The sequence below is a fragment of the Plantibacter lichenum genome (assembly GCF_050587525.1).
Lineage (GTDB): Bacteria > Actinomycetota > Actinomycetes > Actinomycetales > Microbacteriaceae > Plantibacter.
The window spans coordinates 482,880-504,715 of record NZ_JBOBFT010000001.1; the positions used below are offsets into that span (position 1 = coordinate 482,880).

General features: G+C 69.8%; 12 protein-coding genes. 5 read left to right on the top strand and 7 right to left on the bottom strand.

The annotated features are described in order from the left end of the window. Positions 1 to 142: 142 nt before the first annotated feature. Positions 143 to 547 carry a RidA family protein gene (locus ACQ3HB_RS02085; RefSeq protein ID WP_430917276.1) on the top strand — a complete coding sequence of 135 codons (405 nt, stop codon included), beginning with the start codon at positions 143 to 145 and terminating at the stop codon, positions 545 to 547. 233 nt (positions 548 to 780) lie between these two features. Here ACQ3HB_RS02085 and ACQ3HB_RS02090 read toward each other — a convergent pair whose 3' ends face one another. Further along, positions 781 to 7,947, bottom strand: a complete 7,167-nt coding sequence (locus ACQ3HB_RS02090) for a DUF5979 domain-containing protein (RefSeq protein ID WP_430917277.1) — start codon at positions 7,945 to 7,947, stop codon at positions 781 to 783. Positions 7,948 to 8,421: 474 nt separating this feature from the next. On the opposite strand from ACQ3HB_RS02090, the gene ACQ3HB_RS02095 reads away from it, so the two are divergent. Next, on the top strand, positions 8,422 to 9,111 hold the full coding sequence (locus tag ACQ3HB_RS02095; protein WP_430917279.1) for an HAD hydrolase-like protein: 690 nt from the start codon (positions 8,422 to 8,424) through the stop codon (positions 9,109 to 9,111). Positions 9,112 to 9,218: 107 nt separating this feature from the next. Here the strand turns inward: ACQ3HB_RS02095 and ACQ3HB_RS02100 are convergent, their stop codons facing one another. From ACQ3HB_RS02100 to ACQ3HB_RS02110, 3 genes are all read right to left on the bottom strand, one after another. Next, complete coding sequence (locus ACQ3HB_RS02100) at positions 9,219 to 10,304, bottom strand: hypothetical protein (protein ID WP_430917281.1); 1,086 nt, start codon at positions 10,302 to 10,304, stop codon at positions 9,219 to 9,221. A 128-nt stretch (positions 10,305 to 10,432) separates the two neighbouring features. Beyond that, positions 10,433 to 10,966 carry an NUDIX hydrolase gene (locus tag ACQ3HB_RS02105; protein WP_430917282.1) on the bottom strand — a complete coding sequence of 178 codons (534 nt, stop codon included), beginning with the start codon at positions 10,964 to 10,966 and terminating at the stop codon, positions 10,433 to 10,435. A 184-nt stretch (positions 10,967 to 11,150) separates the two neighbouring features. Continuing rightward, positions 11,151 to 14,699, bottom strand: a complete 3,549-nt coding sequence (locus tag ACQ3HB_RS02110) for a bifunctional proline dehydrogenase/L-glutamate gamma-semialdehyde dehydrogenase (protein ID WP_430917283.1) — start codon at positions 14,697 to 14,699, stop codon at positions 11,151 to 11,153. 139 nt (positions 14,700 to 14,838) lie between these two features. Between ACQ3HB_RS02110 and ACQ3HB_RS02115 the strand changes: the two genes are divergently transcribed. Together ACQ3HB_RS02115 and ACQ3HB_RS02120 are read left to right on the top strand one after the other, a co-directional pair. Beyond that, on the top strand, positions 14,839 to 15,747 hold the full coding sequence (locus ACQ3HB_RS02115; protein ID WP_430917285.1) for a LysR substrate-binding domain-containing protein: 909 nt from the start codon (positions 14,839 to 14,841) through the stop codon (positions 15,745 to 15,747). Positions 15,748 to 15,910: 163 nt separating this feature from the next. After that, entirely contained in the window at positions 15,911 to 16,165 is a 255-nt protein-coding gene (locus ACQ3HB_RS02120; protein WP_430917287.1) for a hypothetical protein, read from the top strand. An 84-nt stretch (positions 16,166 to 16,249) separates the two neighbouring features. Here the strand turns inward: ACQ3HB_RS02120 and ACQ3HB_RS02125 are convergent, their stop codons facing one another. The 3 genes from ACQ3HB_RS02125 to ACQ3HB_RS02135 all read right to left on the bottom strand — a co-directional run bounded on the left by ACQ3HB_RS02125 (position 16,250) and on the right by ACQ3HB_RS02135 (position 20,613). Then, positions 16,250 to 16,774, bottom strand: coding sequence for an NUDIX hydrolase (locus tag ACQ3HB_RS02125; RefSeq protein WP_430917288.1), 525 nt, complete (start codon positions 16,772 to 16,774; stop codon positions 16,250 to 16,252). A 142-nt stretch (positions 16,775 to 16,916) separates the two neighbouring features. Continuing rightward, positions 16,917 to 19,421 carry a glycoside hydrolase family 2 protein gene (locus ACQ3HB_RS02130; protein ID WP_430917289.1) on the bottom strand — a complete coding sequence of 835 codons (2,505 nt, stop codon included), beginning with the start codon at positions 19,419 to 19,421 and terminating at the stop codon, positions 16,917 to 16,919. A 94-nt stretch (positions 19,422 to 19,515) separates the two neighbouring features. Further along, the gene (locus ACQ3HB_RS02135) at positions 19,516 to 20,613 is read right to left on the bottom strand and encodes a LacI family DNA-binding transcriptional regulator (RefSeq protein WP_430917291.1); all 1,098 of its coding nucleotides are present in this window, start codon (positions 20,611 to 20,613) and stop codon (positions 19,516 to 19,518) included. A gap of 200 nt (positions 20,614 to 20,813) precedes the next feature. Here ACQ3HB_RS02135 and ACQ3HB_RS02140 point away from each other — a divergent pair, with 200 nt between their 5' ends. Continuing rightward, on the top strand, positions 20,814 to 21,614 hold the full coding sequence (locus ACQ3HB_RS02140; RefSeq protein ID WP_430917293.1) for a DeoR/GlpR family DNA-binding transcription regulator: 801 nt from the start codon (positions 20,814 to 20,816) through the stop codon (positions 21,612 to 21,614). The last annotated feature ends 222 nt before the right edge of the window (positions 21,615 to 21,836 follow it).

A 21,836-nucleotide genomic window follows, 5' to 3' on the forward strand; every position in this document is an offset into this window, starting at 1 on the left:
CGACAAGCTCAGGAACCGGCTCCCAGAGCTTCATCACCCGGACACTGAGCCTGTCGAAGTGCCCTTCGACTCACCCAGGGTCCGGCCCGCACCTGCATCACGACCCAGATCCATCGCAACCCAACGTCCCGAAAGGACCCCCATGTCAGAACGTATCGCCATCTCGACGACCGACGCCCCGGCCCCCGCCCACACCTTCTCGCAGGGCGTGCGCAAGGGTTCGTTCGTGCAGGTCTCCGGTCAGGGCCCGGTCGACCCGGCGACCAACGAGTACCTCTTCCCCGGTGACGTCGCGGCGCAGACCACGCGCACGCTGCAGAACGTCGAGGCGATCCTGAAGGCCGGCGGCGCGACGTTCGACGACGTCATGATGCTGCGCGTGTACCTCACGAAGCGCGAGGACTTCCCGATCATGAACGACGCGTACGGCGAGTTCGTCTCCGCGCGCGTCACCTCCGGCGTGCTGCCTTCGCGTACCACGGTCTTCACGGGCCTGCCGCGTGAGGAGATGCTCGTCGAGATCGACGCGATCGCCATCGTCGACTAGTCCTCTCCGCCCCTCCCTCCTCCACCTGCCTGTTCACAATTCCGGAGAAGGTGTGACAGGAGTGACGAAGGAAGCGCTTACCGGCGCGACCAAGCGCTTTCCGGTGGAAGAGTTCCGGAATTGTGCACCACCCAGGGGCGGTGGAGCAGGAGCGCGAGAGGCCCGGCACTCGAATGAGTGCCGGGCCTCTCCGCGTCAGCCTGGCCGGTCAGCGACCGGCCTCCCCCACAGCCCTACGCGGAAGCCGACCGACGACGCAGCCACAGGGCAACGCCCAGCAGCAGCGCACCCAGCGCGGCGAGCCCGCCACCGAGCGTCCACGGCAGCATCGCGTCGACACCCGTGCTCGTCAGGCCACCGGACTTCGGCGGGATCGGCGTGGGATCGAAGTCGTTCACGACCGTGATCGCCACGGCCTCACCGGACGCGACCGTCACGGAACCGACCTGGGCGTCGCCCGCGTTCGGCGTGATCGTCGTCCGCGCGGCACCGCCCTTCGCCGTCTCCACGAGCTCGCACTCGGCGCCGACCGGCAGCTGCTCGAACGTCGCCGTCAGCCCATCGGCCTTCGACAGCTTCCGCTCGCCGCCGCCGGGGACGACGACCGAGACCCGCTCGCCGTCGATGTCCGCAGCACACGTCAGCAGGACGGTGAACGTCTTGTCGGCGTTGTCGCCGGCGCCGAGGCCGATGATCTGCTTCGTGACCGTGATCGAACCGACCGCGAAGGTGTTCGTGAGCGAGACCGTGACGGTGTCGCCGGCCGCGACCGCGAGGTCGATGCCGTCGGTGCCGATGCCGGTCACCGCGTTCTCGCCGTCGCCGGAGGAGATGACGGAGGTCGTCGCTCCACCGGTCTCCGACTCGAGGATGCGGCACTCGGCGCGGGCCGGGAGGCCCTCGTAGTCGGCGGCGTAGCCGTTCTCGGCGGTGAGGGCGCGTGTGGCGCCGCCCGGCACGTCGAACGCGACCGATTCGCCATCGATGTCACGCACACAGCTGAGGGCGACCTGGAAGGGGCCGGCGCCGTACAGCTCCGCACCCTCACCGTCGATCGTCTTCTGCACGTGCAGTGCGCCGAGGAGGAACTCGTTGACCACGGAGACCTCCGCGGTCGTGCCGTCGCCGACCGTCACCGTTCCCGGCGTCACGGTCGAACCGTCCGCGCCACCGGTCTTCGTCTCGGTCACCTCGCACGTGGCATCGGCCGCGATGTGCTCGATGGTCGCGGTGAGCGAGGCTTCGCCGCCCAGGACGACATCGCCGTCCCAGACGATGCGCGTGCCGCTCGGGTCGGTGAGCGTGCAGGTCGCGTGGACCGTGAACGGCCCTGTGCCCCACGCCTCCGCCCCGTCACCTGTGAGGGTCTTCGCGATCTCGACCGAGCCGTCGGCGAAACGGTTCTCGATGACGGCGCCGTTGGTCGCGTCCCCGTCCTCGTCGTCGGCGGCCAGCTGGATCGATGCGACGGTGCCGTCGACGACCGCGGCCGGAGCCGGAGCCGGAGCCGGAGCCGCGAGCTTGTCGAGTTCCGGCTCGCCGCCCGTGTCCGTGCCGGTCGTCGTGATGCTCGTCGACACGGCGCCCTTCGCGTCGGTCTCGGTGATCGTGCAGGCGGCACGTGCCGGCAGACCGGTCAGCGTGACGCTCTCACCGTCGGCGAGGGTGAGGGCCATCGGGTCCTCAGCGGAGAACCCGTCTGCGTAGACGTCCTTGCCGAGGAACGTGCAGCTGACGGCCACATCGAAGGGACCGTAGGAGACGGGCGTTCCGGAAGCGTCCACCGCGCCGGACACGACGCGCTTCGTCAGCTCGAGGCCGGCGAGCGAGTACACGTTCGTCAGGATGACGACGGGAACGGTCTGCTCCTCGGAGACGATCGTGACGGTGTTCGCCGTCTCCGACGTCTGTCCGTTGTCGTCTTCGGAGATCGTGCACTCGGCGCCCCACGGGAGGTTCGGGACCGTCGTCGGCGTTCCGTCACCGAGGAGCGTGATCGGGACCGGCGGGATGTCCTCGCCCGCCGAGACGCAGGTCACGTGACCCGTGTAGCTGGCCGGCGCGTAGCGATCCGCTCCGGCACCGGTCAGTTCCTTGACGGCCTGCAGGGGTCCCGTGGCGAGCGAGACGCCCACCTTGTTGCCCTCGGTCGTCGGCGTCGTGCCGAGCGTGGTGCCGTTGACGGTGCGTCCGGCGACGGCGATCGTGTTCCACGCCACCGTGTTGGTTCCGGCCGTCGGCGAGTACGCGGGCGTCTTCGTGGTCAGGTCGATCTTGACCACGCCGGCGGGCTGGATGGGCGTCGCGAAGTCCACGACGAACTTGAGGCCCTTGACCGTGGCCGGATCGATGCCTGCGGCAGGATCCCAGATCGCCCACGACCCTGCGGCGCAGCCGGATCCCGTCGTGTTGAGGTCGGCCGTGCAGGGTGCCGCGGCGGTCGTGTAGTACGTCGTCAGCACGGAGCCGGCCGGGGCGCCTGCAAGCGCGACGGTGCCCTCGAACGTCGGCGTGAACTGCGAGCCGCGCGGGAGCGGGGTGCTCGCACCGGTGTCGCCGAGCGCGGGCAGCTTGTCGATGGCGACGAAGCGGTTCATCGGCAGCGTGCCGGTGTTCGTGAAGGTGTTGCGCCACACTTCGAGCCCGCCGGGTTTCGTGATGGGCACGCAACCACCGGTGAAGAAGCCGGCGTCGTCGGGGACGCAGAGCTTCTGTCCACCGACGAAGTTGATGCCGAGTTCGTCGTCGACGGCCTTGACCGACTTGATGCCGCGGATGGCGCCGGCGAGCTGCACGGTCACCGTGGTGCTCGTGACGCACTCGCCCGTTGCCGGGTCGAGGGTGCCGGAGCACGCGTCCCACTCACGGTCCGCGACGACGCCCATCGAGTTCGTCACCCGCGTGTTGGCGGTGAGGCCGGGGCGGAACATGAGCTGCACGGAGATCTTGTAGCTCTGTCCCACCTCGAGGACGCTGCCCGTGGGGAAGGAGAAGCGGATGCCGTCGGCCGCGGAATTGACCGTGGCCGTCACATCGGCGACCGAGGTCGGAAGCTGCGTGCCGTTCGGCTGCAGCGGCGGCGCGCCCGTCACCGCGTAGGAGAACGGCGACGATGCGGGGTCGGCAGCGGGATCGAAGATGAGCTGCGGTCCGCCGGCGTCGCGCGGCAGACGGTCGGTGACGACGGGGTTGATGATCGGCGTGTTGCCGTTGTTCGTGATCGTCAGCCCGTAGGTGAACACGCGTCCTGGAGGCTGCACGCCGGTCGGCGTCTTCTGGACGACGACCGAGTTGAGCGAGTGCACGTACTGGATCTGCGCGGTCTTGCTGTTCGTCGCGGTGAGCGGCGGCGTGCCCTCTCCCCCGTTCAGCGCGCCCGTGACATCGGCCACGACCGTGTTCGTGAAGGTTCCCGCCACGGTCTCGCCCGGTGCGGGCTGGTTGCCGGCGAGCGTCGAGGGGACTTCGCCTCCCGAACGGAGCTCGGTACGGCGCTGCACGGAGAGCGGCACCTGCTGGAGCGGGTTGGCCGGGTTCTCCCAGAACGCGCCGTCCGCACGGGTGAAGGTGAAGCGGACGCCTTCGACGTCGGCTGCGTTCACGCCGTCGGGGAGCGGCTTGCTGTTGAACTGCGAGGCGGTGAGCGGCGAGCCGAGGACCCAGTGCCCGCCCGATGCTTCACAGCCGAGCGTGACGTCGGTGAAGTCGCGGTCGACGCACACGTCCGCCTGAACGCGGTTGATGGGCGCCGTGAGCGTCAGCTGACCGGCGAGTCCCACGACATCGAACGCGTTCCAGAACGTGCCGGCGTCATCGGTCAGCACCATCGTGGTCGTGCGGACGCTGCCCCCGGGACGACCGCTGAGGGTCATCGCGACGGGTGCGCGGTTCGGCTCCTGCTGCGAAGCGACGTTGAACGACTTGCCCGCGACGACGCTGATGTTCGCTTCCGCGAGGGTGATCGAGGCGTCCTTCGTCGCGATCGGGTTGTCGTCGGCGTTGCCGCCGAGGTCGGTGACGAGCGCACGGGCGTCGTTCGGGACGGTCGGGAACGATGCCGCGGAGACGCGTTCGTCGGTACCTCGGACGGTCGCACGGAGGCGGGTGTCGAAGGTCACGGTCGTCGTCGCGTTCGACTCGATGCGGCCGGTGTGCGCAACCGTGATGCCGACGACCTCGGTGAGCGCGGACTCGGCGAGGCCGAGGGCCTGCTCACGTGTGATCGTCTCCGTCGTCCCATCCGCCTTCGTGAGCGTGACGCTCGTGCCGGTGGCGCCTGCGGGAACCGTGATGGACACGATCCTCTTGACGTTGAAGACGTCGAACGGCTTCGTCGTCGAGTCCGGTGCGGGGTCGGAGACCGTGAGGCCGTCGACTCGTGCGGCGGTGACGTTGGTCCCGGTGATCGACACGCGACCGGACGGGAAGTACGCGGCGTCGGTGCCGAGCGGCGGGATGCCGAGCGGGCCGCCCGACCACTCCTTCGTGACCTGCACGTTGAGCGGGACGTCGATGATCGCAGCGGTGTCCGCGGCTTCATCGGTCACGACCTGGGCGCCGGCGGCGTCGAAGCCGGTCGCGCGCGCCGTGTTGACGACGTCGCCAGGACGGTCGGCGTTGTACATGCGCGAGCCCGTGGCGGGGTCCGGGTTCGTGACCGGGACGCGGACGAGGTCGCGGACCGCGAAGTCGAGGACGATGCTGCGGTCGTTGCCGATCGAACGGCTCACGCCGCTGCCGACCTGCGGTGCCGTCGGGTCGTCGCCGATCGTCGCGGCGCGCGTGGGGCTCTCGGCGTAAACGAGACGGACGCCCGTGGTGGAGGTCTGCTCGGCGCCGGTCAGCTTCAGACCGGGGAACGTGCCGTCGCACGCCCCGGGGCACGGGTCGTTCGTCGCGGTCACCCAGTCGGTGCCGTTGTACAGCTCGACGCGGAGGATCTGGTCGTACTTCAGCCACGGATCGTCCGCCTGGGAGATCGCGTGGATCCCGGTCAGGTCGAAGGCGTTGAAGACGGTCTCGGCGACGGGCTTCGTCACATCGGCCGTGTCGGAGACGACGACCGTGTCGAGGTTGCCGTAGCCGCCTGTCGACCAGGTGATGCGGGCGGGGAGCACGTCGCCGGAGCGGGCGATGACCGTCTTGCCGGTCGCTTCGCCGCTCTCGAGCCAGGTCTTGTCGATGAGGTCGCCCGTGCCGGGGAGGGTCGGGACGAGCTCGATCGTGGGACACGGCGCCGCGGTCACAGCGGAGGCCGGATCGATGTTCGGAGCAGATGCACCCGCGGAGGCGCAGTTCTCGATGAGGTTGGCCGGGTCGCCCTTCGGGCCGCCGATGGCGCTGCCGTCATCGCGGTGGCCGGGACGGAGCGCTGCACCGAAGTTCGGCTGCACCTTCGTGCCCGGCGCGAAGCCGATCGAGGAATCGAAGGTGAACTTGAGGCCCTGGATCTGATCGCGGAGCCCTGCGGGGATGTTCATCGAGAACACCTTGGAACCGGCGATGCCGACGGCGCCCGGGAGGTCGATGAAGGTCGTGCCGTTCCAGTACTGGACGGTGAGCGTCGAGCCTGCGGGGATCGCCGTCTGCGTGATGCTCGTCGCGTTGAACGAGTTCCACCACGTGTCCGGGCCCGGCACGACGGGCAGCGTCTGCGGGTCCTGGACGACGATCTGGCGAGCATCCGTCGTGGATCCGGGGGCGTTGACGGCCGGGTCCGGGAACGGGAGCAGCTGCGCGGGGAGCTGCACGGTGACGGGCTGGCCGGGGATCGAGAGGATCGCCGACGGGCTGATCTTCTTGTCGAGTTTCACGGCGAGGTGCTCGTCGTAGACGGTGAGCGTGTCCTTCGAGGTCGACGTGCCGATCGTGCCGTCGGTCGCGACCGCGCGGCCCTCGATCGTGTTGTCCCACACGAGCGGCGTGGGGGTGACGTTCGGCCGGGACACGACCGTGAACGGGATGCGCGCTTCGGCGCCCGACTCGATCGCACCGGTGAAGGTCGCTGAGAACCGGGCGACCTCGCGGGCAGCGTCGGGGGCAGGCAGGGTGTCGGTGGAACCGGCGGCGACCGTCTCGGTCGTGCCGTCGCGGTAGGTCCACGTGACGCTGGCGGCGGTGGCGCCGTTCGGCCACATGACGTTCGTGAACGCGTCGAAGTCGATTCCGACGGGGATGCCGGAGTCGAGCGGGTCTGCCACATCGGCGACGGCGGGCTCGGTGAGGGTGAGGCTCGCGACCGCGTTGTCGCTGTCGTTCGTGACCGAGGTCGTGACCGTGCTCGAATCGCCGGCGACGATGCCCTTCGGGTCGAACGACTTCGACGTGCCGACGCCGACGACGGTCGGGGTGATGACGTAGTTCGCCGGGTCCGCGTCCGATGCGGAGTCCGCGCCGTTGGTCACGGTCGCCGTGAGCTCGTTGACGATCGTCGTCGGGCCGGTGATGGCCGAGACCGTCTCCCGCTGGGTGAGGGAGACGGGGATCGTCGCGGTCGCGCCCTGCGGGAGCTGCGCGCCGGTGCTGTTCGTGAAGGTGAATCGGAGGCCGGAGATCGATGCGGGATCGACGGTCGACGGCAGTTCCGCGAGGCCGGCGGGCGTCCCGGAGACCCATTCGAAGCCGTCCCACACGTCCACCTGAACGAGATCGGCGCCGTCGGGGAACGTGACGGAGCCGAGGCCGGTGACGCCGAGGTGCTGGAACGGGTTGGGCGCTGCGGCCGGGTCGATCGGGTCGGTCAGGACGAGGCTGTCGACGCCCGCGTTGGACGTGTTCGCGCCGGAGAGCGTCGCGGTGACCGCCGTGCCGGGGCTGACCGCGCCGCCCGTCGGGTCGAAGGACTTCTGTGCGTCGGCGTGCAGGGTGCGTGTGACCGTCGGGGTCACGGTCGCGTCATCGACGGCCGGTGCGAGACCGTTGCTGGCGGTGAGCGTCGCCGTGTTCACGATCGGGATGCCGCTGCGGGCGAAGGGGAAGTCGTCGCGGACGCGGACGGTCACCGTCACGACGCCCGTCGAGGACGGCTTGAGGCCGACCGCACCGGCCGGGAGGGTGAGCGGTTCGGTAAAGGTCACCGTGACGGTGTTGCCGTCGATCTTCGGCGCCGCCGCCTGGAGACCGTCACCGACGTCGACCTGCACGACGTCGAACCCCTCGGGGATCGGGTCGACGAGCACCGCGTTCGTGCAGCCCGTGCCGACATCGATCGCCGTGCAGCCGACCGTGAGGTCGTAGCTGAACGTCTCGCCGGGAACCACGTTCGGCGTCGACGCCTCCTTGACGAGGCTCACCGAGCTCGCCCCCTCCGCGAACGCGGCGGGCGCGGTCAGGGTCATCACACCCGTCGCGACCACGACGGACATCAGGAGTGCGAGCAAGCGGGAACGGCGGCGCATCATGAGGGTGCTCTCGTACGGTCCGGGCGCACGTCAGTACGGCTGCGCGGCGCTTCGCCGTCCCGCTCGGGTAGCGGGTGCAGAGCGACCAGGCGCGTCGGGATGGCGCGTCGGAGATTCGGGTGATCGGGTGATCGGGCGGTGCGGGTGTTCAGGGTGCGGGTGTTTCACGGTGGTCCGGACGTGTCGGGTGTCCGTTGGCATGCCACTTTCGGGCGGCGCGCCGAGTACAGGTCTTCCGAAGAGTGCGCCGATTTCGGGCGGCGCGTCGGACGGTTCCTGCGGTGTCCCCCCAACAGGTGTCGGGCAAAGCAACGTTCAGCAGTATATCGGCTGGGTTGCACGGGTCAAGAAGCCCGGAAATCCGGCACTTTCCCTCCACAATGGCAGTTCACCCGCGTGCAGGGGTGATTCGGCAAATCCACAGCTGGGCTGCGATCATCTCCCAGCACGGCCACATCCCGCACGCCGCTTAGGATGGAACGTGTGACTGATCCCTCCGGCGCCCCCGACCGCACCTGGTCCTGCATCCTCTTCGACCTCGACGGCACCATCGTCGACTCGGCTCCCGGGATCATCTCCCGGATGAAGACGACCCTCGCCAACGTCGGTGCGATCGTCCCCTCCGACGCAGACCTCCTCAAGTGGGTGGGTCCGCCCATCCTCGAGTCGTTCCGCGACTTCGCCGGCATGAACCCCGAGCAGTCGCTCGTCGCCCTCGCCGAGTACCGCAGCCAGGTCGCCACGGAAGGGGCAGAGGCCGGGACCGCCGTGTTCCCCGGAGTCGCGGGTGTACTCAGCCGCATTGCGGAGGCGGGCATCCCGCTCGCCCTCGCCACGTCCAAGCCGGAGTCGCAGGCGAACGTCATCCTCGACCACTTCGGGCTGTCGCAGTACTTCACCGTCATCTGCGGCGCTTCCGAGGACGAGACGCGCAGCCGGAAAGCCGATGTCGTGGCAGAGGCCGTCCGCCGCCTCACCGAGCAGGGCGTCGACCTCAGCCGGCCCGTCCTCGTCGGCGACCGTCACCACGACGTCCTCGGTGCCGCTGAGCACGGCATCCCCACGATCCTCGTCGAGTGGGGCTACGGGTCCCCGGCCGAGGCCGAGGGCGCCCTCGCGGTCGTCCACTCGACGGACGCGCTCTCCTCGCTCCTGCTCGGCTGAGCGCCCCCGATCCCTGAGCCTGTCGAAGGGCCCTGGTCCCTGAGCCTGTCGAAGGGCCCCGGTCCCTGAGCCTGTCGAAGGGCCAACGACCCTCGACCGGCCCTCCCTCAGCGCCGCGCGACCGTGAACCGCGACGCGACGAACCCGCCGACCGCGACGATCGCGCTGATCCCGGCGGCCGTCCACAACCCGACGAGCGGTTCCTGCATCGCTTGATCGACGATCGCCGCGACACCGTCCGCCGTCGTCGACGATCCGACATCGCCGAGCAGCATCGTCCGCCCGAGGTACAACGCTCCGACGACCACGACGGATCCCACGGCGACGGCGACCCCGCCCACCGCAAGCGCCCACGGCAGGTTCCGGTGCCCGCGCCACAGCAGCAGCACTCCGCCGAGGAGGAGTGCGGCCGCGAGCCACGGCGTCCAGGCCGCGCCGACGTCGATCGCGTGGACCACCGCGAGTGCCGGCGCCGCGTCCTCCGCGGAGACGAGCACGATGACGTGATCGGTGTCCGGGATGAGGCGCGCGAACGCGAAGCCGGCATCGACGAGCCAGCTGCGGACACCCGCGACGACCGGCTGCAACTCGATGCCGAGCTCGCCGTCCGTCCCGACCGATGCGGCCGCGCCGTCACGGCCCGCCGCGCCCGTCACGATCTCGCGGTGCGTCGCGCGGAGCGACTCCGTCCACACCGTCCGGAACGGCTGCGATGCGACGAACTCGGCGACGTTGCGGTGCAGGAGCTCGCCGAGCCCGTCGGCCGCCGACCCGCCGAGCAGCTTGAGCACGTCGGCGGCGCCGGCCGGGAGGCCGAGCGACGCGGCGACGTCGCTGACGCTGCCCGTGATGCCGTCGAGGTTCACCTGCTGTTCGACGAGATCGACGACCTGATCCGTCACGAGGTCCTGGACAGCCCGGTCGTCCGCGAGGGGAGCGAAAGTGGAGACGAACGCATCCGTGTCCTCGATCATCGTGTCGGCCCACACGGCGACGACCGCGATCGGTGCGAGCAGCCCGCCGAGGACGAGTGCGGTGATCCCGGTGACCGTCCACCATCGTGAGCGTTTGGGCGGTGCCGGTCGTCGCGACGGCGATGGGCGCGCCCCGCCCGGTGCGCCGGCTGCCGCTGCGGTTCGGGGTGACGGCTGGGCCGTCGGATCAGTCGGTCCGGTGGTCTCGCCGTTCGTCACGCGACGAGTCTACCGAGCACCCCTCCCCACCCGAGACCTCCGTTTTCGTGCAGGAAGTGCCCTCGAAAACGTGCGGATTGCACGAAAACGGAGGTTTCGGCCGGGCGGGCGGGATCAGACGCGCGGGATCAGACGCGCGTCGAGAGCGCGAGGAGGGCGGCCCGGGTCGATGCCGTGAGTACGGCCGGGAGGGCATCGAGCGGGTACCAGCCGAACGCGGCGTGCTTCTCCGGCTCGCGCAGCATCGGCGCGCCCGTGAACTCGGTGGCGAGGTGCACGGGCGAGATCCAGTGCTGCTCGAGCGCCCGCTCGAAGTGGTCGACGACGCAGAGCAGGGTGGTCGGGCCGAGGTCGATCCCGAGCTCCTCCTGCACTTCACGGCGGATGGCGTGCTCGACGGTCTCCATCCAGTCGACCTTGCCGCCAGGCAGCCCCCAGGCGCCCGCTTCCGGCTCCCGCAGTCGCTGGATCAGGAGGATGCGCCCGTCCTGCACGATCGCGGCGCCGCACCCCGATCGCGGCTGGCGTTCCCCCGCCCGCGCGGGAACGCCGCCATCGGTGCCTGATTCGGCGATGGCGGCGTCATCGGCTGAGATCGGCCCAGCGATCGCGTTCGGCTCGGCGGGAACGGCTGTGCTCGGCGCGGCGGGGGTGTTCGACATCCCTCCACGGTACCCGGCGACCTCTCTCGCCCGCGTGCCGACATCGGCCACACTGTTCACAACTCAGGACGGGTCCGGCGTGTCGCGAGAGCGCCCCGGCGTGTCGGGGTCGACACGCCGGGGCGCTCCTGAGTTGTGAACAGCACGGCACGCAGCGGCCGACACACGTCAGGGCGTCAGAGCGTCAGATGAGCGCGTCCGACAGGTGGTTCGGCGTGCCGAAGCGGTGCGCGGTGATCGACACGGCCTGCTCCTGCAGGAACGGCAGCAGTTCGATGCGGCCGGCCTCCGTCACCGGGTTCGCGTACACGGCGACGTCGGGGCTGCCTTCGGTCGCGTGCGCGATGCCCTCGGTCGACCCGCCGATGAGGCGGATGCGCGAGCCGGACTGCACACCACGCAGCGAGGCGGCGGTGACGAGCCAGCGGTCGTCGCTCTCGACCGTGACCGATGCCGCGATGCCGCCGATCGCCGAAGCGAGCGGGGCGGGGAGGGCGACCGACGAGGACACGTGCACGGTTCCGCCGGCGGCCGCAGCCGCACCCATCACGCGGACGAGGTGCGCGAGCGGAGCACCATCGGACAAGCGCACGTGGACGGTGCGCGGCACGTAGCGGAACACGTTGCGCTCCGCGGAGAGCTGCGAGACGTCCTTCGCCGTGCCGAACTCGTCGGCCCAGGCGGCGCTGTCGCTCGCGATGGCGCGGCGGACCGATGCGAAGTCGTCGGCGGTCAGGACGGCATCGGCCGCGCGGAGCAGGGCAGCGATGGTCGACGGCACGCCACGTCGTTCGGCTGCACGGCCGGCGGTGTCGAGCGCGGTGCTCTCGGCGCTCGTCCACGAGCCGAGACCGATCAGGTAGTTCGGTCCTCCGGCCTTGGTTCCGGCGCCGACGGCCGACTTCTTCCATCCGCCGAACGGCTGGCGCTGCACGATCGCACCCGTGATCCCGCGGTTGACGTAGAGGTTGCCGGCCTGGACGCCGTCCAGCCACACACCGAGTTCGTCGGCGTTGAGCGAGTGCAGACCGGAGGTGAGGCCGTAGTCGATCTCGTTCTGGATCGCGATCGCCTCCTCGAGGGTCGCGGCGGTCATGATGCCGAGGATCGGGCCGAAGTACTCGGTCAGGTGGTACTCGGATCCGCGCGCGACCCCGGTGCGCACGCCCGGGCTCCACAGTCGGCCGCTCTCGTCGAGCTGCTTGGGCGTGATGAGCCACGACTCACCGGCGCCGAGGGTCGTGAGCCCGCTGAGGAGCTTGCCGGCGGCGGGTTCGATGACGGGGCCCATCTGCGTGGTCGGGTCGACGGGGTAGCCGACCTTGAGCGATGCGACGGCGTCGACGAGCTGGTTGCGGAAGCGACGCGAGGTGGCGACGGATCCGACGAGGATCACGAGCGATGCCGCGGAGCACTTCTGGCCGGCGTGGCCGAAGGCGGAGTTGACGACGTCCTTGACGGCGAGGTCGAGGTCCGCGCTCGGGGTCACGATGATCGCGTTCTTGCCGCTCGTCTCGGCGAGCAGCGGCAGCTCGGGACGGAAGGAGCGGAACAGTTCTGCCGTCTCGTATCCGCCCGTGAGGATCACGCGTTCGACGGAGGGGTGCGAGATGAGGTGGCGGCCGAGGTCGCCTTCGTCGACCTGCACGAGGCGGAGGACGTCGCGGGGGACGCCGGCCTCCCACAGCGCTTCGACCATGACGGCGCCGCTGCGGATGGCCTGCGGGGCCGGCTTGATGATGACGGGCGACCCGGCGGCGAGCGCCGCGAGGGTCGACCCGGCGGGGATGGCGACGGGGAAGTTCCACGGCGGCGTGACGACGGTCAGCTTCGCGGGGGCGAAGACGGCTCCGTCGACGGTGTCGAGGTCGCGGCCTCGCTCGGCGTAGAAGTGGGCGAAGTCGATCGCTTCGGACACCTCGGGGTCGGACTGGTCGAGGGTCTTGCCGGTCTCGGAGGCCATGACCTCCATGAGGCGGGCGCGGTTCGCTTCGAGGACGTCGCCCGCGCGGTGCAGGATGACGGCGCGCTCGGCCCCCGTGAGGGCGCCCCAGGCCGCGCCGGCCGCGGTCGCACCGTCGATGACGGCGTCGAGCGCCTCCACCGTGGCGAGTGTGGAAGCGGCGATGGTGTCGAGCCCGAGGGTCGAGTCGGCGACGCGTTCGAGGATCTCACGACCCCACACGCGGTTGGCGGGCAGCGACGGGTCGGTGTCCGGCGTGTTCTCGAAGCGGTCGACGGGCGAGGCTTCGACGGCGCGCGTCCGGTCCTGCTGACGGTTCGGCGCGGGGATCGTCGCGTCGAGCTCGTCGAGCGAGGCGAGGAAGCGGTGCTGCTCGCGGGCGAAGAGCGTCTCGTTCTCGCTCAGTTCGAAGACGGCGGACATGAAGTTGTCCTGGCTCGCGCCCTCCTCCAGACGGCGGATGAGGTACGCGATCGCGACGTCGAATTCCTGCGGGTGCACGACGGGCGTGTAGAGGAGCAGTTCGCCGACATCTCGCTTCACCGCTTCGGCCTGACCCTGCGCCATGCCGAGGAGCATCTCGAATTCGATGCCGCGCTCCACGCCGCGCTGCTTCGCGAGCAGCCAGGCGAATGCGATGTCGAACAGGTTGTGACCGGCGACGCCGATGCGGACGTTGTCGATGCGGTCGGGGTGGAGGGCGTACTCGACGACGCGCTTGTAGTTGGTGTCGGACTCCTGCTTGGTGGACCAGGTGGCGAGCGGCCAGTCGTGCAGGGAGGACTCGACCTGCTCCATAGGCAGGTTCGCGCCCTTCACGATGCGGACCTTGACGCCGGCGCCACCGGCGGCGCGGCGACCCGCGGCCCATTCCTGGAGGCGGATCATCGCTGACAGGGCGTCCGGCAGGTACGCCTGGAGGACGATGCCGGCTTCGAGGTGCTTGAACTTCGGCAGGTCGAGGAGCTTCGTGAAGACGGCGATCGTGAGGTCGAGGTCCTTGTACTCCTCCATGTCCAGGTTGATGAACTTGGCGGGGCTGGCCTTCACAGCGCGTTCGAAGAGGGGCGTGAGGCTCGTGACGACGTGGTCGACGGCTTCGTCGAAGGCCCAGACGGAGTGCGGGCTGACGGTCGAGGAGACCTTGATCGAGACGTAGTCGACGTCGTCCCGCGCGAGGAGCTTGTGCGTTCCGTCGAGACGGCGGGCGGCTTCCTTCGTGCCGAGGACGGCCTCGCCGAGGAGGTTGACGTTGAGGCGAGTGCCCGGCGTCTTGATCTTGCCGATCGCGGGGCCGAGCTTCTTGTCGGTCGCGTCGACGACGAGGTGGCCGACCATGTTGCGGAGCACCTTGCGGGAGATGGGAATGACGATGCCGGGCAGCAGTGGCGCGAACGCACCGCCGCATCGGACGGCCGCCTTCATGTACCAGGGGAGGAACGCGGGGACCTTCGGCGCGATCGTCTGCAGGTTGCGCGCGGCGACCGAGAGGTCTTCCGGGCGCACGACGCCGTCGACGAAGCCGACCGTGAACTCGAGACCGGTCGGGTCCTTCAGGACGCCGGCGAGCTGCTGGGCGGAGGAGTCGGCGGGGATCGTCGACGCAGCCTTCAGCCAGCGGCGGACGAGCGTGATGGCTTCCGTGGCGAGCGCGTCGCGCTCGTCGGTGCTGAGACCTGCGGACGCCTCCGGTCCCTGGCCGTCCGGTCCCTGAGCCTGTCGAAGGGCATCCGTTCCCTGGGCGTCTGGGAGGGCAGTGGTGTCGGTCATGGGAGGCCTCGCTGTCGGTGGAGCGGTCACGCTGAAAAGAAGGGGGATTCGATCAGTATGGGGTGACTGTCGGATAAGGTACAGTGACGGATTTCGATGGATATTCGTAAGCAGAACCGATGATTCGAGGTGGTGTCCGATGCTCGACATCCGACGACTCCGACTCCTCCGAGAGTTGCGCATCCGAGGCACCCTCGCGGAGGTCGCCGAGGCGCTCAACTTCAGTCCGTCATCGGTCTCCCAACAGCTGTCGCTGCTCGAACAGGAGACCGGGGTCGAGCTCCTCCGGAAGGTCGGACGGCGGGTCCAGCTGACCCCGCAGGCGGAGATCCTCGTCGGCCACACGGACGCTCTCCTCGACATCCTGGAGCGCGCCGAAGCGGACCTCGGCGCGTCCCTCACGACCGTCTCCGGCACCATCCGCGTCGCCGTCTTCCAGTCCGCCGCCCTCGCCCTCATGCCCGGCGCCCTCAGCACGATGCGGCGCGAGCATCCGGAGGTGCGGGTCGAGATGGTGCAGCACGAGCCGGAGACCGCCCTGTCCGAGACGTGGGCGCGCGACTTCGACGTCGTCGTCGCCGAGCAGTACCCCGCCCACGCGGCCCCCCGCCACCCCGGCCTCGACCGGCAGGAGCTCACGACCGATGCGATCCGCCTCGCCGTGCCGCCCGTGGCGACGCAGATCCACGCCGTGCAGCGCATCGAGGATGCCCACGACCTCCCGTGGGTGATGGAGCCGCAGGGCGCCGCGTCCCGCCACTTCGCGGAGCAGCTGTGCCGTCGTGCTGGCTTCGAGCCGGACGTCCGCTACCAGACGGCCGACCTGCAGGCGCAGATCCGTCTCATCGAGTCCGGGAACGCCGTCGCGCTCATCCCCGACCTGCTGTGGGCCGGCCGCGAGACCAGCTCACGCCTGCTCGACCTGCCGGACGCGCCGCATCGCACGATCTTCACGTCTGCGCGGCAGTCGGGTGTGACCCGGCCTGCGATCGTGGCGTTCCGCGAGGCGCTCGGCGCAGAGGCGGAGCGCGTCTTCGACGCCTTGTAGCGCGGGACGCTGTCTCGCCCGCCCGGCAGAAGGAGAACCGCGCGAGAGAAGGACGCCAGGGCCGAATTCGACCTTTTCTCGCGCGGTTCTCCTCCTCCCGCGCAGACCCGGCAGTCGGGTCAGACCCGCCCCTCTTAGGATGGAGCCACCCGGGAGGCATGACATGGACGAGTTGCGGAGATCCCGCGTGCGCGAGGCGTTCACCGCGTACGGGATCGCGGCCGCCGTGGTCGTCGGAACGGTCAGCGTGATGCTCGCCCCGGCCGTCATGACGGGGATCGCCCGGATGGCCTGCGAATCGCAGGACGTCTATGACCTCGATGAGGTGAGCGGGCAGGTGGACCACGTGGCGAAGGCGCGCTTCAACCCGCGCACGGGCAGGTGCATCACGTCGCCCGCGCAGATCTTCGACCGCTGAGCCTTCCGGCCCAGATTAAGTGCGCAGTTGTGGTGGGTGTTCGCATCGCGCACCCACGACAACTGCGCACTGAACCGACTCCCGCTACTCGACCTGGCGACGGCACGCCTCAAACAGCGACAGGGCGGCGAGCGTCCCCGCATCGCGGATGGTGCCACGGCCCACCGCTGCCTGGAGTCCGTCCGCGTCGAGCAGTCGCGCGGTCCATGCCTCGCCCGGCTCCAGGCGTTGCGGGACGGAGTCGCCGATCCGGCCGGTGAACACGTGGCAGACGGCCGCGCTGATCCCGGGCGACTCGACGAAGCCGCCGATGCGACGTGGATCCGTGACGAGGACACCGGCCTCCTCTGCAGTCTCCCGCACGGCTGCGGCGGCCGGGTCCTCGCCCTCATCGACGCTCCCGCACGGAAACTCAATGCACGCGTCCGGCCCAGTCGTATCGCGGACCCCCCTGACGACCAGGATGCGACCGATGTCGTCGGTGGCGATCATCATCGCGCTGTCCGGCCGCACCACCCGGAACCAAGGTTGTCCGGCGACCTCGCGTCGCGTCACCGAGAACCAAGGGTTGGCATGCTCAACGGATGTCCCGACTTCTGCGCCGCTCATCGCAATCCCCCTCCCGCGCCTGCGGGGAGGCCGCGCGCATCGATCGTGAACCATCCAAGATAGCCCGCTACGATCCCGTGCGCAGTTGTGGTGGGTGTTCGCATCGCGCACCCACCACAACTGCGCACTGAGTCGACTCGCGCTACCGGACCACGAGCTCGTTCGCTGTACGGAGGACGGGCGATGACGTCAGCTCGCCCTCACGACCCGCGGGCACGCCACGAACCGTGAAGGTACGCGTCTCGCCGGGCAGCAGGGTGACGATGGCGTCGTCGACCTCCGCCTCGGGGGCCAAACGGTCCGGGAAGACGCACAGGTCGCGAAGCAGCGTCGCCGCCGTGACCGTGAGCAGCACGTCGCCCGCAGCGTCACGTGAGACCGATGCGGTGAACGACGGAGCCGGGTAGGCGAGGTCGCGGTCCTCGGCGAAGAACCAGAACGTCCGCACGCCCGTCCCCGTCTCGGCGACGATCAGCTCGGACGAGGCCGAACCCGAACCGGAACCCGAACCGGCGATCTCCGCCGGCAGCACGACCTGCGCCGACCCGAAGCGATCCGTCACGATGCGGGTGTCGAACGTCGCAAGGACCGTGCCGTCGAAGCGGAGGCGGCGGACGGTCACGAACTCCCGCCACTGCTCACCGCCGTCGTTCACACCGATGAGCGCGAGTCCACCGTCGACAGTGGGCTGGATCGTGAGCAGACGCGTCGACTGCGCCGAACGCAGCGCGTACCAGAGCGGCTTCTTCCGCCCGTAGCCGTCGACCGCCGCCCAGGACGTGACCGGCCAGCAGTCGTTCAACTGCCACACGATCGTCCCGAAGTTCAGCGGCCGGAGCGAACGGTAGTACTCGATGCCGAGGGTGATCGCGCGCGCCTGGTTGAGCTGCATCGCGAAGTGCCAGTCCTCCATCGCCTCCGGCAGCTCGAAGTGCGGTTCGAGGCCGCGTTCGAGCTTGCCGTTGCCACCGTCGGCCTTCTGGTGGTGGAGCATCCCGGCCGATGTCGGAGTGAGCGGTTCGTCACGGACGGAACGCTGGATCGTCGACCACGTCGGCGGCGCCTGCCAGCCGAACTCCGACACGAAGCGCGGCCGGTACTCGCGGTAGACCGTGTAGTCGACCTGGTTCCAGACGTCCCACACGTGCTTGAGCGCGTGCGCGTCATCGTTCGGATGCACGTCCATCGTGCCCGAGTACGGGGAACCCGCCCAGTACGGGCGCGACGGATCGACGGCCTCGACGACCGCCGGCAACAGCTCCAGGTAGTAGCCGAGACCCCACGTGCGGTCCCCGACGGCCTCCTGCCAGTGCCAGTCGAACCAGCCCCAGATGTTCTCGTTGTTGCCGTTCCACAGGACGAGGCTGGGGTGCGGCATCAGGCGTTCGACGTTGTCGCGCGCCTCCGCCTCGATCTCCCGCGCCAGTCGCTCGTCCTCCGGGTACGCGGCGCACGCGAAGAGGAAGTCCTGCCAGACGAGCACACCGAGCTCGTCGCAGACGCGGTAGAACTCCTCGCTCTCGAACACGCCGCCGCCCCAGACCCGCAGAAGGTTCGTGTTGGCGTCCACGGCCTGGGTGATGCGCTCCCGCACCCGCTCCTCCGTCACGCGCGGGAGGAAGCAGTCGTCCGGGATCCAGTTGGCGCCGCGGATCGGCACGGTCGCACCGTTGATGACGAAGACGAAGGGCGTGCCGTCGGCGTCGGGGGCCGTGTCGAGGCGCAGGGAGCGGAAGCCGATACGGCCCGTCCAGGAGTCGAACGCGGCCGCGGCGACGAGCGCTTCCTCGACCGACGCGTCCTCTCGGAGTTCGACGACGGCGTCGTAGAGCCGCTGCGCGCCCAGGCCGTGCGGCCACCAGAGCTCGGGCTCCGGGACGACGACCTCGAGGCGCGCGGACGTCTCCCCGGGTGCGACCTCCGCGATCGCCGTCACCCCGCCGACAGCCGCACTCACGCGGATCGTGGATTCGGCTGGCGCATCGAGTTCGACCGCGAACGAGGCGAGACCTCGCGGGCCCTCGACCGTGACCGTCGGGCTGACGCGTGCGATGCGCGGCGCGGTGGAACGAACGAGCTGCACGGTCCGCCAGATCCCGGCGGTGACGAGCATCGGGCCCCAGTCCCAGCCGAAGTTGCTCGCGGCCTTGCGGATGTAGTTGAAGGGCGCCGGGTACGCGTTCGGGAGTTCGCCGATGCGCTCCCGCTCGGCTTCCGCGAACACCCAGGCGGAGTCGAAGCGCACCGCGATCGCGTTGGCACCGTCGACGAGCTCCGCGGCGATCGGCACCTCGTAGCGGCGGTGCATGTTCTCGGTACGGGCGACGACCGTGCCGTTCACCGTGACGGTGGCGATCGTGTCGAGCCCGTCGAACGCGAGGACGACCCGTTCGCCGTCGACGACATCATGATCGAGGCTGAGCTCGTACACCCAGTCGGTGCGGCCGATCCAGTCGAGCGTCAGTTCGTTGAGTTCGAGGTACGGATCGGGGATGAGGCCCGCTGCGAGGAGGTCGGTGTGCACCGTCCCGGGGACCGTCGCGGGGATCGGCAGCGCCTCCACGACGTGCGTGGGCACGTTCGTGGCATCGGCTCCGTCGGCGAGGCGCAGGGTCCAGCCGGTGACGAGGGCGGTACGGGTGATCATCGGTGACCTTTCGACGACGCGGATGCGGATCGGGGAGTCGAGATGCGTCCGTGCAGCTCGCCCTCCCGTTCCGGAAACTATACCGGTAAAGTGATCAGGGGGCAGTTGGAGGGGCGACTGCGGTGCTGTAGGCGACTGCGGTGCTGTCCGCGATCGCCAGACGAGGTTGGGAGAAGTCGTGACCATCGGCAACGAAGCCGCCCGAACCGCCCGCGCCCGTTCCCCGCGTGTCGCCGACGTATCCTGTCGCGGCGGCGAGCAACAACTGGCGGCCCGCCTCACGCCCGAGCGCCATGACGTCCCGCTTCACACTCGTGAGCCGCGGACGCACGATCTGACTCAGGATCGAGCCGTCCCACGCGACCACCGACATCGCATCGGGAACGCTCACATCCGCGCTGCGCAGCACCTCCAGTCCCGCGACCGCCAGGAGATCACTGTCGTACACGATGGCCGTGGGCCGATCCGGCGATGCGAGGAACGCGGCCGTCGCGGTCTCGCCGAGCGCCGCCGTCGCCAACCCCTCCCGGACCTCGCCCGTCATCCCGCGTCGCTCGAGGCCGTCGAGGAAGGACCGGTTCCGGCGTTGCGTGTACTCACGGCCGGCGGATTCCGTGACGCGGGCGACCCTCGTGTGGCCGAGGCCCTGCAGATGGTCGAGGACGAGTTCGTTGGCGCCGGCGTCGTCGCTCCCGAGGGTCGGGAAGCCGCACGGCTCATCGCCGAGCACCACGGCGGGCAAGCCCAGCTCGTGCAGGAGCGGGATGCGCGGATCGCCGATGAGCACGTCGGTGAGCAGGACGGCGTCGACGCGGCGTTCCGCGGCGAGCGCCCGGTAGATCTGCGCCTCACGCTCGGGATCCTGTGCGATCTGCAGCGACAGCGCCGTCGACGTGGCGGACAGTTCGCTCTCGATGCCGGCGAGCAGCCGCAGATAGAAGGTCTCCGTCTCGAGCGAATCGGCCGAGCGGGCCAGGACGAGGCCCACCGCCCCAGCGCGGTCGACCGAGAGGGAACGCGCGGCGGAATTGGGGCGCCAGCCGAGCGAGTCGGCCGCTTCGATGACCCGTTGCCTGGTCTGCTCGGACACCCCCGGCTGGCCGTTGAGCGCGAACGACACCGCCATCTTCGAGACGCCCGCGCGAGCGGCGACGTCGGCGATCGTGGTGCGCTTGGGGCTGCGGGTCGGCATGCGCATCAGGCTACCGCGCGATCACCGCGCCGCCCCAGTGCCCGGGCCCTCCGGGGCCGTCGATCACGGAGGGGTCCTGACCGCCCGCCCGACCACGCGACCACTCACGCGCTCCCCCGCCCAGCCATCCATGGCATCGATTTCAGCGGCACGTCCCACCCGACCCCCGACCCGACCACCACCGGTACCCTGGAGGCACCATGACGACCGACGACGAAGACCGCAGCGAAGCGCGATCGGCCGCCGCACAGCACCGCCAGGCCGAACTCCTCGCGCTCGTCAGACGAGACGGACGGCTCGATGTCGGGCCGGCTGCGGCACGCCTCGGCGTCACGCAGGAGACCCTCCGGCGCGACCTTCGCGCGATGGAGCGCGCCGGTCTCGTCCGCCGCAGCTACGGCGCAGCGTTCCCCGTGGAGAGCGGCCGCTTCGAGACCCGCTTCGACCTGCGCGAATCCTCCAATCCCGAGGAGAAGAACCGGATCGCGGCCGCCGCGATCTCGCAGATCGGGAGCGCCCAGACGATCTACATCGACGAAGGGTTCCTCCCGCTGCTCGTCGCACGCGGCCTGCCGTCAGATCGGCCGCTGACGATCGTGACGGGGTCGCTGCCCGCCGCCATGGAGATCGCGACGAGACCGGAACTGGAAGTGCTCCTCATCGGCGGACGGGTCCGCGGGACGACCTTCGGGACCGTCGAGCACGGACACGATTCACTGCTCAGCCGGTTGATGATCGACATCGCGTTCCTCGGCGCGAACGGCATCTCGGCTTCGCGCGGACTCACGACCCCCGACCCGAGCGTCGCGGCTGTCAAGAGCGCGGCGATCGCGGCATCGAACCGACGGATCTTCGTCGGCGCGCACACGAAGTTCGGGGTGTCGAGCTTCGTCCGGTTCGCGGGCGTCGCCGACTTCGAAGCGCTCATCACCGGCGAGCAGCTGCCCGCGCATCGCGCCCAGCAGTTCTCGCAGCTGGGCCCGCGAGTGCTCCGCGTCTGAGGTGCCGGGTCCTGCCCCGCCTGGCCCGCCTCCGCCCTGCCCGCCCCCGAGTTTTCGCTCTCCGCCCGTCACAACTCCTTCAATCCGCGTTCAGTCGACGGACAGATCCCCGGAATTCCGCGGATCACAGACCCACGGGCGTCCGAATTGAAGGAGTTGTGCTCGATGTCGATGCGACACGACGGGGAGAGCGGGACGTCACTCAGACCGGAGGCCCTCGGT